The 12,212-nt window shown below is 70.9% G+C and carries 12 protein-coding genes; 8 read left to right on the top strand and 4 right to left on the bottom strand.

The window, feature by feature from the left end:
* Positions 1-16: 16 nt before the first annotated feature.
* Positions 17-1,678 carry an FUSC family protein gene (locus OIC96_RS42105; protein ID WP_330302790.1) on the bottom strand — a complete coding sequence of 554 codons (1,662 nt, stop codon included), beginning with the start codon at positions 1,676-1,678 and terminating at the stop codon, positions 17-19.
* A gap of 179 nt (positions 1,679-1,857) precedes the next feature.
* Here OIC96_RS42105 and OIC96_RS42100 point away from each other — a divergent pair, with 179 nt between their 5' ends.
* The 4 genes from OIC96_RS42100 to OIC96_RS42085 all read left to right on the top strand — a co-directional run bounded on the left by OIC96_RS42100 (position 1,858) and on the right by OIC96_RS42085 (position 5,028).
* The gene (locus tag OIC96_RS42100; RefSeq protein ID WP_330302791.1) at positions 1,858-2,406 is read left to right on the top strand and encodes a DUF5134 domain-containing protein; all 549 of its coding nucleotides are present in this window, start codon (positions 1,858-1,860) and stop codon (positions 2,404-2,406) included.
* Positions 2,407-2,538: 132 nt separating this feature from the next.
* Entirely contained in the window at positions 2,539-3,474 is a 936-nt protein-coding gene (locus OIC96_RS42095) for a M56 family metallopeptidase (RefSeq protein WP_330302792.1), read from the top strand.
* Between the two features lie 57 nt (positions 3,475-3,531).
* On the top strand, positions 3,532-4,230 hold the full coding sequence (locus OIC96_RS42090) for a phosphatase PAP2 family protein (protein WP_330302793.1): 699 nt from the start codon (positions 3,532-3,534) through the stop codon (positions 4,228-4,230).
* 105 nt (positions 4,231-4,335) lie between these two features.
* Positions 4,336-5,028: an HAD family hydrolase gene (locus tag OIC96_RS42085; RefSeq protein WP_330309994.1), complete on the top strand. Its 693-nt coding sequence runs from the start codon at positions 4,336-4,338 to the stop codon at positions 5,026-5,028.
* Between the two features lie 33 nt (positions 5,029-5,061).
* Here the strand turns inward: OIC96_RS42085 and OIC96_RS42080 are convergent, their stop codons facing one another.
* Positions 5,062-5,307 (bottom strand): DUF2630 family protein, encoded by a 246-nt coding sequence (locus OIC96_RS42080; protein WP_330309995.1) that lies wholly within the window; start codon positions 5,305-5,307, stop codon positions 5,062-5,064.
* A 201-nt stretch (positions 5,308-5,508) separates the two neighbouring features.
* On the opposite strand from OIC96_RS42080, the gene OIC96_RS42075 reads away from it, so the two are divergent.
* Positions 5,509-6,204, top strand: a complete 696-nt coding sequence (locus OIC96_RS42075; protein WP_330302794.1) for a TetR/AcrR family transcriptional regulator — start codon at positions 5,509-5,511, stop codon at positions 6,202-6,204.
* On the opposite strand, the gene OIC96_RS42070 is transcribed toward OIC96_RS42075, so the two are convergent.
* Positions 6,192-7,694 (bottom strand): LVIVD repeat-containing protein, encoded by a 1,503-nt coding sequence (locus tag OIC96_RS42070; protein ID WP_330302795.1) that lies wholly within the window; start codon positions 7,692-7,694, stop codon positions 6,192-6,194. The two genes, OIC96_RS42075 and OIC96_RS42070, sit on opposite strands and share 13 nt — an antisense overlap.
* Positions 7,695-7,857: 163 nt before the next feature.
* On the opposite strand from OIC96_RS42070, the gene OIC96_RS42065 reads away from it, so the two are divergent.
* On the top strand, positions 7,858-8,538 hold the full coding sequence (locus OIC96_RS42065; RefSeq protein ID WP_330302796.1) for a DUF305 domain-containing protein: 681 nt from the start codon (positions 7,858-7,860) through the stop codon (positions 8,536-8,538).
* A gap of 50 nt (positions 8,539-8,588) precedes the next feature.
* On the opposite strand, the gene OIC96_RS42060 is transcribed toward OIC96_RS42065, so the two are convergent.
* Entirely contained in the window at positions 8,589-9,107 is a 519-nt protein-coding gene (locus OIC96_RS42060; protein ID WP_330302797.1) for a DUF6214 family protein, read from the bottom strand.
* Positions 9,108-9,252: 145 nt separating this feature from the next.
* Between OIC96_RS42060 and OIC96_RS42055 the strand changes: the two genes are divergently transcribed.
* Positions 9,253-10,602, top strand: a complete 1,350-nt coding sequence (locus OIC96_RS42055) for an FAD-dependent oxidoreductase (protein ID WP_330302798.1) — start codon at positions 9,253-9,255, stop codon at positions 10,600-10,602.
* A gap of 157 nt (positions 10,603-10,759) precedes the next feature.
* Entirely contained in the window at positions 10,760-12,109 is a 1,350-nt protein-coding gene (locus OIC96_RS42050) for a nucleobase:cation symporter-2 family protein (RefSeq protein ID WP_330302799.1), read from the top strand.
* Positions 12,110-12,212: the final 103 nt, after the last annotated feature.

Raw genomic sequence — 12,212 nt, 5'->3', positions numbered from 1 at the left:
CGCCCATCCGCTCTCGTCATGCCTGTGCGCCCTCCAAGCAGTGCAGTCCCTGCCGTCGTACCGTCGCCGCGAGCGTACGGTGTCCGGCCTGCTCGGCCCGCATGACCCGCTCCTCCGGCAGGGCGCGCTGCCACCATTCGCCGGCGGCGGCGTCGGCGGTCGCGCGCAGGTCGACCACGGCGGCGGCCAGGCCGCGGCGGGCGGACTCCAGGGCGCCGGAGTCGGGACGCTCGTCGGCCAGGACCGTGAGGGCGTGGTCGCGGGCGCGGTCCACCGTGGAGAGGGCCTGCTCGATACGGCTGCCGGCGCGCCGGTTGGTGACGGCGACCGCGGCGACGAAGCCCACCAGCGCGCCCACGAGAGTGTCCACGACACGGTCGGTGATCAGTACGCCGGACTGCTGGGAGCGCGCGAACTCGGTGATGAGCAGGGCCATGGGGGTCACACAGACGCTGCCGAGCCAGTAGTTGCGGCCGATCAGGGCCTCGGCGCCGAAGTTGAAGACGAGGCAGCACAGCACGAGGAGCGTCTGGTCGAGATGGGCGAGCGGGGCGATCGCCGCGAAGACCAGCACGCCGACGAGGTTGCCGACGACGCGCTGCACGCCTCGGCTCCAGGTCAGGGTGACGTTGGCCTGGTAGAGCGAGGCGGCGGTGACCAGCGCCCAGTAGGGGCGGCCGACGCCGAACGCGAGCGAGACGTATCCGGCGAGGGCGCAGCCGAGCGCGGTGCGCAGGGCGATGGGGGCGAGCGGGCCGAGGCGGCGCAGCAGCGGCTGTTCACCGAAGGCGAGGGCGGCCTCCACGCCCAGGAGTTCGTCGGCGGCGTCGGCGAGGTCGTCCGGGCGCGGAACGGGTCCGGTGCCGCGCAGTGCGCGGGCCCACCCGCGCAGCCGCTCGGGCTCCGTGTCGGCGGGCGCGGCGAGCGCGACCTCGGCGCGCACGACGAGCCGTTCGAGGGCGCGCCGGGGCGCGGAGCGGGCGCCGGTCGACAGCAGCGACTGCCAGGCACCGTGCACGGCGGCGGCCGCGGCGGCGCGGGAACGGGCGGCGGCGTCACCGCTCCCCCGCGTCTCCACGTACGCGGCCGCGGCGTTCAGGGCGTGTGCGGTGGCGCGCCGCTCCGGTCCGTGCGGGCGGACGAGCCCGGGGGCCATGCCGACGATCCAGGCCCAGGCGCCCGCCGCCGCGCCGAGCGCGAGATGGCCGGGCACCTGGCCGAGCGTCTGGGGCGCGAACAGGGACGCGGAGGAGATGAAGGCGAGGACCACATGACCGGGCGGACCGATGCGCGTGGCGTCGCACACCACCTTCTGCACGGCGGCGAGCAGCGCGCCGACGGTGACCAGCACGACGGCGTCCGTGGTGAGCGAGGCCGTGACGAGGGCGACGGCGAGACCGCCGAGCATGCCCAGGACCACCCAGGCGAGGGCGCGGGCCCGGGCGGCGTACGGACGGTTGTGGGCGTAGAGCGCGCAGAGCGACCCGGCCATCGTGTACATCGCCAGGTCCAGCCGGCCGAGCGCCAGGAGCGTCAGATTCGGCGGAGCGACCGCGGCGACAACGCTGAACGCGGGCTTGAACCAGATGTCGGAGGGCCTGCCGACGCGCAGCACGCCGGCCAGCGGGAGGCGACGTACACGTGAGGGGGTGGGACTGGGGCTGGGCGCGCTACTCATGGCAATAACATTAGCAGGTGTTTTATCTGTAAAGTATCTCGCGCATCACATTCCCCATCTGCGGTGCACCCCCGCACGCTCCCCCGCGTACACCCTTGCGCTCGCTTGCGCCCCGGTCACCCGGGGCATGCCCTGACCGACTGTGCGATGTCCGACATCGTCGAGCGGGGAGGTACGCGGTGCATGGACCGACTTCGCCCGGCTGGCTGCTCGTCGTGCTGTGCGCGGCGACGGGGGCGTACTGCCTGCTGAGGATGCGCAGCCCCGTGGAGGAACAGCGCCGCACCGCGGGCGGTGAGGCGCTCATGGGCTTCGGCATGGCCGCGATGGCCGTACCCGCGGCGGTGGCCACTCCGCCACGCTGGGCCTGGCTCGCCTACGCCGCCCTCTTCGGCGCGACCGCCCTACACACCCTCTGGGCGTCGCGCACGAACCCACACCATCTGCACCATCTGATGGGCGCCGGCGCGATGGTCTACATGGCGGGCGTGATGGCCGCCTCACCCGGACACCACGGCCATGGCGGCTCCGGAATCCCCCTGGTCACCGGCGTACTGCTCCTCTATTTCACCGGTTACGTCCTGCGCTCCGGCGTCCGTCTGCTGCCACTGGCCGCCGCGGCGCCGGGAGGCACCCGCACCCTCGGCTGGGGCGACCGCCCCGAACTCTCCCAAGCCTGCCGTCTGTCCATGGGGATCGCGATGGTGGCCATGCTGGTCACGCTCTGACGCCGGACCCGCCGATGCGCGCCCGGGCCCCGCACACCTTCGGGCCATGACAGCTGTACGAAACCGTGGCGTACGTCACTTGCCGTCGCAGCCCGTATCCACCGGCGACGCCCCGCTCATAGGCTTCACCTCATGATGGTCCCCGCGGCACTGTTGCTGCTCGGCGCCCTGGCCGCCGTGGTCGCTCCGCGACTGCTCGCCAGGGCGGACTGGCCGGACCGTGAACCCGTGGTCGCACTGTGGGTGTGGCAGTGCGTAGTGGCCGCCGTGCTGCTGTGCTGCGCGCTGTCGATGACGCTGAGCGCCGCCGCCGCGTGGGTGGCCGTGCGCGGTCATGTCTTCGGCTCGGCGCCGCGCTCGGTCGTGGACGCCTACGCGCTGAGCACCGGCGGCACTTGGGCGGCGACGACCGCCGTGGCGCTCGCGTGTGGGGGCGCCTGGACCGCCGCGATGCTGGCCCGCGAGATCGTACGGGCCCGGTCGCGCCGTCGCCAGCGACGGGCCGAACTCCTCGTACGCGCACCGCTGTTGCCCGGCGAGGAGCCCGGCGCCGACCGTCTGGTGGTCCTGGAGGGCGAGCGCCCGGACGCCTGGTGGCTGCCCGGCACGGCACCCCAACTCGTCATCACCACGGCCGCGTTGCGCCGTCTGAAAGGGCGCCAGCTGGATGCCGTACTCGCCCATGAACAGGGGCACGCACGGGCCCGGCACGACTGGCTGCTGCACTGTTCGGCCGCGCTGGCCGTCGGCTTTCCTCAGGTGCCGGTGTTCGCCGCGTTCCGCGGCGAGATGCACCGCCTGGTCGAACTCGCCGCCGACGACGTGGCATCGCGCCGCTTCGGCCGCCTCACGATCGCCCTCGCGCTGGTCGAACTCAACGAGGACCGGGGCGTGTTCGGCCCCTGCCCCACCCCGGACGCCCATGTCCCGCAGCGCGTCAACCGCCTCCTCACTCCCCCGGACCGGCTCACGGCGGCCCGGCGGCTGCGGCTGACGGCGGCGGCCGCGCTGGTGCCGGTGATTCCGGTGCTGGTGGCGTTCGTTCCCGGGCTGCGGGCGCTGGGCTAGCCACCCGGAGTTCCCGAAGTTCGCCTCCGGCCCATCACGTCGGCGAGGATCACACCCATGCACTCCCCGCCCGTCGACTCGCCGTCCCCCGCACCGGGCCCCCACACACCGGGCCCCCGCGCCGCGGCACTCACCGCGGCGACCCTCGCCGTACCCTCCGTGGTGCTCCTCCTGCTCGTCGCGTTCTCCTGGCATCCGCTGCTCGCCCTCGACGGCGACATCGCCCGCACCACGCACACCTGGGCGGTAGACAACCCCGGCGCTACCCATGTGTTCCGGATCCTGACGGACTGGGTGTGGGACCCATGGACGCTGCGCGCGGTGTGTGCCGCCGCCGTGATCTGGCTGCTATGGATCCACTCGGCATGGTGGCTCGCCCTATGGGTGGTGGCCACATGTGTGCTGGGCACACTGGTGCAGCAGGGGCTCAAGTCGGCAGTCGGACGTGAACGCCCCGTCTGGCCCGACCCCGTGGACTCGGCCCACTACGCGGCCTTCCCCTCCGGCCACGCCCTGACGGCCACGGTGGTGTGCGGACTGCTGCTCTGGCTGCTCCGCCTGCACGGCGCCGGACACGCCCTGCGGCGTACGGCGTCGGCCCTGGCGGTCGTCTCCGTCGTGGGCGTCGGTCTGACCCGTGTCTGGCTCGGCGTGCACTGGCCGTCGGACGTCCTGGGCGGCTGGCTCATCGGCGCGCTGATCGTCGCCCTGGCGGTGGCCTCGTACGAACGGTGGCCCGGCGCACGGCGTCCCTGAGCGGCGTCGTCGAGTCGGCCTGTGGCATCCGAGCGCCGGAGTCCGTGCCCTTCGAGGCGCCCTTGACCGGTCGCGGTCGCGCCACGAAGGATCCTCCTCATGACGATCAAAGGCGTGCTCTTCGACTTCTCCGGCACCCTCTTCCGTATCGAGTCCACCCGCTCATGGCTGCGCGCGGTGCTGGCGAAGGCCGAACTCACCCTTCCAGAGCCGGAGTTGACACGGACAGCGCAGGCACTGGAGTCCACGGGCGCGCTGGCCGGCGGCGCCTCTCCGTCGCGGCCACTGCCACCGGACCTCGCCGGGGTGTGGGCGGTCCGCGACGAGAGCGCCGAGCTGCACCGGGCCGCGTACACCGGCGTCTCCCGCCAGGTACCGCTGCCCGACCCTCGACTCCACGACGCGCTGTACGACCGTCACATGGTCCCGGACGCCTGGCACCCCTACCCGGACGCCGCCGAGGTGCTGGGCGCGCTGCGCGAGCGCGGGGTGGCGGTCGGTGTGGTCAGCAACATCGGCTGGGATCTGCGGCCCGTCTTCCGCGAGCACGGCTTCGACCCGTACGTCGGCACGTACGTCCTGTCGTACGAGCACGGCGTCCAGAAGCCCGATCCCCGGCTCTTCGCCACCGCCTGCGACGCGCTCGGCGTCGCTCCCGAGGACACCGTGATGGTCGGTGACGACCGCCGGGCGGACGGCGGTGCGGCGGCGCTGGGCTGCCGGGTGCACTTCGTGGACCATCTGCCGGTGACGGACCGTCCGGACGGGCTGCGGCCGGTGCTCGACCTGGTCGGCTGACCGTCTGTCCCGCAGGCCCTCGCGCGTGCTTCCTCAGCTCTGATAGTCCTCGACCTGCGACGAGGGACGCACCCGCGCCTCGTCCGGGTTCTCGCCGTACTCGGACTTCGCGCGCCGCTGGCGCAGCAGGTCCCAGCACTGGTCGAGCGCGCGCTCCAGGTCTCCGAGGCGTTCCTGTTCGGTGTCGCTGTCGATCTGCCCGGACGCCACGGCGTCGCGCAGTCGTCGCTCGTCGTCCACCATCGCCGTGATCCTGGCCAGGATCTGGTCTTGATCCATGTCCATACGCCTCCTCGGCACTCCAGCCCACTCTAAGGAGGTCACCCCGGCTGTGCGACTCGCTCGGGGCCATACACGTCTGCCTCGGATGTTCCCCCGCGCCACCCGAGGCAGACGGCAGGCCGGGGCGGACCCGTGAAGGGTCCGGCCCGACGCGTTGAGTATAGTTGGCTGGCAGCCAGTCAACGCAGGAGTTACAGCATGTCCCCGCGCAGCGCCTCGGTCAATGAAGAGTTGCGGCGGCGTTCCCGGGAGCGGCTGTTGCAGGCCGCGGTGGAGCTGGTGAGCGAGCGCGGCTATGAGGCGACGACGCTCGGCGACATCGCGGATCGCGCGGGATCGGCGCGCGGACTGGTGTCGTACTACTTCCCCGGCAAACGCCAGCTGCTGCAGTCCGCCGTGCACCGGCTGATGCACCGCACGCTGGAGGAGGCGCTGGAGCGCGAACCGCGTACCGAGGACGGCCGGGAGCGGATGGCGCGGGCCATCGACGCGATCCTGGGGCTCACCCGGGTCCATCCGGTGCTGATGCGTCAGCACATGGCCGGGCTGCTTCAGGGCGAGGGATTCCTGCAGTGCCCGGAGCAGCAGCGTCTGGCGCAGCTCCTGCGGGAGACCGTCGCCGGATACGGCTCGCCGGACGCCGCGACCGACTACCCGATGATGCGGGCGCTGCTCATGGGCTCGGTGTACGCGGCCCTGGTGCCGGGCGTTCCGATGCCGATCCCGACGCTGCGGGCCGAGTTGTTCAAGCGGTACCGGCTCGACTGGGAGCTGGGTGTCCCGCCGGACACCGAGGTGCCCGGCGGGACGGACGAGACGGATCTGTCACGGTTCTTCGCGACAGACCACCGCACGGAGGACCGGCCCGGTCCAGCCGACGGTCAGTCGAAGTAGTCCGGCTGCGTCTGGACGTTGAGCTCGCGCAGGTGGACCCACTTCGCGGGGTCCGTGCGCCGGTCGCTGAGCTTGAGTACGTCGAAGCCCTTGGCGATGTCGTTCGAGTAGATGTAGCCGTTGTAGTAGTACGCCGACCAGGAGCCGCCGACCCTGAGGGTGTCGGTGGCCAGCGGGCCGCGCTCGAAGTAGGCGATCTCCTTCGGGTTGGCCGAGTCGGTGAAGTCCCAGACGGAGACACCGCCCTGGTACCAGGCCTGGACCATGAGGTCCTTGCCCCTGACGGGGATCAGCGAGCCGTTGTGGGCCACACAGTTCTCGGTGTCCGCCTGGTGGCGGGGGATCTTGTAGTAGCTCTTGAAGACGAGCTTGCGGTCGTCGCCCTTGCCAACGATGTCGTAGATGCCGTCGGCGCCGCGGTTCGGACCGGTCGCCGCGTTGCAGGTGGCCGCTCCACCGCCGCCCAACTCGTCGGTGAACACGACCTTGTTCGCCTTCTGGTTGAAGGTCGCCGAGTGCCAGAACGCGAAGTTCACGTTGTCCTCGACCTGGTCGATGACCTTCGGGTGCTCCGGGTCCTTGATGGAGAACAGGATGCCGTCGCCCATGCAGGCGCCCGCGGCCAGGTCCTTCGACGGCAGGACGGTGATGTCGTGGCAGCCGGTGGTCTTGGCGACGCCCGGGTTGGTGGGCGCGCCCGGGTTGCCGCCGCCGTCCGTTCCCTCACCCGGGAACAGCACCGGGAAGTTCACGACGGCCGCCTCTTCGGGGGCGTTGCGCGGCACCTTGATGACCGAGATGCCGTCGTGCGGCGGCTGGCAGTCGGGGAAGGTGGCGCTCGGCGAGTACGAGGAGACGTATACGTAGACGTATCTGCGCTCGGGCACCAGCGTGTGGGTGTGCGAGCCGCAGGCGGTCTCGACGGCGGCGACGTACTTCGGGTTCGCCTTGTCGCTGATGTCGAAGATCTTCATGCCCTCCCACGACGACTTCTCGGTCGCGGGCTGCGTGGTGCTGTTGCAGGAGTTGTCGCTGCGTGAGGAGTCGGTGGACAGGAAGAGCAGGTTGCCGGAGACGGAGATGTCGTTCTGCGAGCCCGGGCAGAGCACCTGCGCGACCGTCGTGGGCGCCTTGGGGTTGCTGATGTCCAGGACGCGGAAGCCGTCGTAGTTGCCGGCGAAGGCGTACTTGCCCTGGAAGGCGAGGTCCGAATTGATGCCGGGTAACGCGTCCTTGGGGATGTTGGTGAGGTGTTCGATGTTGTCGGAGTGGACGATCTCGTCCTGTCCGGGTATCTCGCCGCTCGCGATCGCCGCCTTCGCCTCGGCGGCCTGACTCGTGGAGACCTGTTCCTGCGCGGCGGGACCGTCCCCGGGGTCGGGGGTCGCGCCCGCCGGGCCGGCCGTGAGCAGCGCGGCCAGGAGTCCGGCCGCGGCCGCGGCAACTCCCAGACGTCTGTGCCGCGTTCGGGGGTCGTTCAACAGGGTCACTGTGTCCTCCCTTGTAGCCGTTCGCAGTCGAACGGTTCACGGACCCCTGAAGTATCGTCCGCCCCATGGAGAGATCAACAGATGGCAACGTACTCGTAATGAACGTTTTTGATCAGTCGTACACGGAAGCGTGCTAGGACGGTCATCAACACCCTTGAGATGTATGCCCATTCGTGTGCCGCAGGAGGTCGCTGTGCTCGTTCGCCGTACGTCCCGCGCGTCCCTGGTCACGGCGGCACTGGCGGTCGCCGTGCTCGCGCTCGCGGGCTGCGACTCCGACTCCGGGGCCAAGTCCGGCAAGGCGAGCGGGCCTTCGGTGATCGCGCCCGGCAAGCCCGGCGAGGCGGCCGAGACACTCTCGGCCCAGGACGCCGCGAAGCAGCGGGCCGACGACGACTCCCCCAACTCGGCGGACTTCGCGTACGCGCGGATGATGATCGACCATCACACGCAGGCCCTGGAGATGACCGAACTCGCCCCGAAGCAGGCCCAGTCGGGCAAGCTGAAGCGGCTCGCCGCGCGGATCGCGGCCGCACAGGGCCCGGAGATCGCCACCATGAAGAGCTGGCTGAAGACGCACAACGGCCGGCGGACCGTAACGGAGCACGAGCACGCGGCGATGCCGGGCATGGCGACGGAGGCCCAGCTCAAGAAGTTGCGCACGGCGAAGGGCAAGGCCTTCGACAAGCTCTTCCTGAAGCTGATGATCACCCATCACGACGGAGCGATCACCATGGCCACGGATGTGAAGGCACAGGGCAACAACATCCAGATCGAGGAAATGGCCGACGACGTGATCGCCCAGCAGACGAGTGAGATCAACCGGATGCGGGAGATGTCCTAGCCTTCACGCCCGGCCCACCCGCCCTACCGGGCACGCGGCAACTCTCCCACTCAGCGCCGAGCATGACGAGGCGTCAGGAATCCCTCGTCGCGCGCCCCGGCGATCAGCCTGAGCGACTTGCGCCGGCTGTGGCCGGTGGCGCACATGACCGCGAGCACCGGGTCGAAGCCCTCTTCCTGCGCGGCGCGGTACTCCTCCGCGACCAGCCACCGGCCCTCGACACCGCGCGGCCACGAGGGCCGGGCGCGGCGCGCGGGCCCGTCCTCCGGTTCGTACGACGGGCCGGCAGGCACGCCGCACGCCTCGAAGAGCGGTTCCTCGATCCAGTCGGCGAGCACCGCGAGGTCGTCGAGGGAGAGCGGCGGCTGGGCCCGCACGTCCTCGATCGACACGCCCGCCTCGGACACCACGGCGAGTACGTCGACCTGGGCGCCGTCACCGAAGGCCAGCCGGACGTTGAACCACGACGTGGCGCTCTCGTGCTCCCGCACTTCCCACGCGGGCCAGACGGAGACCGGACCATCCGGGCGGCTGCGGTCGGACAGATTGAGAAAGGATGCTTCTAGCACATACGGAACGTAACCGCATCATCACATTCCATACGAACGGACACGCACACGCGTGCCGCGCGCCGCACCCTGTCAGCGGAGCATCCGTGGTGCGATCCTGGAACCATCAGCGATCTCCCGGGTCCTTCGGGTAAGGAGTTCGGCCGTGCTGCATGTCGCCGTCGTCGGCTCGGGGCCCAGCGGGGTCTACAGCGCCCAGAGTCTCGTCCAGCAGAACCAGGTGCCGGGGGTCCGGGTGGACGTCCTGGACCGGCTGCCATGTCCGTATGGTCTGGTGCGCTACGGCGTGGCGCCCGACCACGAGAAGATCAAGTCGCTGCAGAACAACCTGCGGGCGGTCCTGGAGGACGAGCGGGTGCGGTTCCTGGGCGGTGTCCAGGTCGGCCCCGACGGGGTGCCGGTGGCCCGGCTGCGGGAGCTGTACCACGCGGTGGTCTACTGCGTGGGCGCCGCCACCGACCGCCACCTCGGGGTGCCCGGCGAGGAGCTGCCCGGCAGCTGGTCGGCGACCGAGTTCGTGTCCTGGTACAGCGCGCATCCCGACTCCGTGGCCGACGAGTTCATCCTCGGCGCGCGGTCGGCCGTGGTCATCGGCGTCGGGAACGTGGCCGTCGACGTGACCCGGATGCTGGCCCGCGGCGCCGCCGAGCTGAGCCCCACCGACATGCCGCAGGCGGCGCTCACCGCGCTGGCCGCGAGCGGCGTGACGGAGATCAGCATGGTCGGACGGCGCGGCCCGTCGCAGGCCCGTTTCACCACCAAGGAGCTGCGCGAGCTGGGCACGCTGCCGGACACCGAAGTCGTCGTGGACCCGGAGGAGTTGGCCCTCGATCCGGCCTATCTCGATCCGTCGGACCTGCCCGCCGCCCCGCGCCGCAATGTGGAGGTGCTGCGGGGCTGGGCCGGCGCGGCGCCACAGGGCCGTCCGCGGCGGATCCGGCCGCGCTTCTTCCTGCGCCCCGTCGAACTGCTCGCCGACGGCGGGCGCGTGGGCGCGGTGCGCTTCGAGCGGACGGTGCCGGACGGACAGGGCGGGGTGACGGGCACGGGCCGGTACGAGGACATCGAGGCGCAGTTGGTGCTGCGCTCGGTCGGCTATCGCGGGGTGCCGCTCGAAGGGCTGCCGTTCGACACCGGCCACGGCACGGTGCCGCATCTCGCGGGGCGGATACTGCGGGACGGCGCGATCTCCCCGGGCGAGTACGTGGCGGGCTGGATCAAGCGCGGCCCGACGGGTGTCATCGGCACCAACCGGCCGTGCGCCAAGGAGACGGTCACCTCACTGCTGGAGGACGCCCCCGTTCTCGTACGACGGGACCTGCCCGGGGATCCGCTGGCGGCGCTGCGGGCGGAGGGGTTGCGGCCCGTCGAGTGGGCCGGCTGGCAGGCGATCGAGCGGGCCGAGGCGCAGCTCGGGGCCTCGCTCGGCCGGGGCGTGGTCAAGCTTCCCGACTGGGAGTCGCTGCTGACGGCGGCGCGGACGGCGGGGTCGTAGCGCAACCGGCGGGGTCTCAGGGGGCTTAGCAGAGTTGGTTCCGCTTCCGTGGGCATGACACACACTGGCAACAAAGCGGAAATCAACAAACTGTTCAAGCCCCCTACGGTCTGGTGCTGCTCGACATTCCCCGCTCACTGCCGCTCCTGGAGTGCCCATGGCCACCGCCACACCCGTGCATCCCGTCGACGAGGTCCCACCCGTACGCCAACTGGCCGCCTTCGGGCTGCAGCACGTGCTCGCGATGTACGCGGGCGCGGTGGCCGTTCCGCTGATCGTGGGCGGTGCGATGAAGCTGTCGCCCGCCGATCTGGCGTATCTGATCACCGCGGATCTGCTGGTCTGCGGAATCGCGACGCTGATTCAGTGCGTGGGTTTCTGGCGCTTCGGCGTACGGCTGCCGATCATGCAGGGCTGCACCTTCGCGGCCGTGTCGCCGATGGTGCTCATCGGGACGACGGGCGGCGGACTGCCTGCGATCTACGGGTCGGTGATCGTCGCGGGACTCGCGATCATGCTGCTCGCCCCGGTCTTCGGGAAGCTGCTCCGCTTCTTCCCGCCGCTCGTCACGGGCACGGTCATTCTGATCATCGGGGTCTCGCTGCTGCCGGTGGCAGGCGGCTGGGTGGCCGGCGGTGTGGGCTCGAAGGACTTCGGCGAGCCGAAGAACCTGGCCCTCGCGGGCTTCGTCCTGGCCGTGGTGATCGGCGTGCAGCGGTTCGCGCCGGCGTTCCTGAGCCGGATCGCGGTGCTGATCGGCATAGCGGTCGGTCTCGCGGTCGCGGTGCCGTTCGGATTCACGGACTTCGGCGGGGTCGGGGACGCCGACTGGGTCGGGATCAGCACGCCGTTCCACTTCGGCGCGCCGTCGTTCCACGCCTCCGCGATCATCTCGATGCTCGTCGTGGCGCTGGTGACCATGACCGAGACGACCGGTGACTTCATCGCGGTCGGCGAGATGACCGACCGGCCGATCCAGCCGCGTACGCTCGCCGACGGCCTGCGCGCCGACGGTCTGTCGACGGTCCTCGGCGGCGTGTTCAACACCTTCCCCTACACGGCGTTCGCGCAGAACGTGGGCCTGGTCGGCATGACCCGGGTGCGCAGCCGCTGGGTGGTCGCCGCCGCGGGCGGCATCCTCGTCCTGCTCGGCCTGCTGCCCAAGCTGGGCGCGGTGGTCGCGGCGATTCCGGCACCGGTGCTGGGCGGCGCGGGCCTGGTGATGTTCGGAACGGTCGCGGCGAGCGGTCTGCGCACCCTTTCCGAGGTGGACTTCAAGGGCAACAACAACCTGACGGTGGTGGCCGTTTCGGTCGCGATCGGGATGCTGCCGGTCGGGGTGCCGACGATCTACGAGAAGTTCCCCGACTGGTTCCAGACGGTGATGAACAGCGGGATCAGCGCGGGCTGCCTGACGGCGATCGTACTGAACCTGCTCTTCAACCACCTGCCGGGGAAGGCGAGTCCGACCGAGGTCGCCGCCGAACCGAAGGCCGCGTCAGCCTGATCCCAGGCGGTGGGGGGCCGCCTATGCAGTCGTCACGCACCTGTACAACGTAGGCATGAGGAGCGGGGTCCCTGACCGGGGTCAACTCGCCCAGGGTGCCGGT

Origin of the sequence: Streptomyces sp. NBC_00775, assembly GCF_036347135.1 — a bacterium.
Taxonomy (GTDB): Bacteria; Actinomycetota; Actinomycetes; order Streptomycetales; family Streptomycetaceae; genus Streptomyces; species Streptomyces lutosisoli.
The sequence above is the reverse complement of the archived record's forward strand: the minus strand, read 5'-3'. Positions and strand labels throughout refer to the sequence as shown.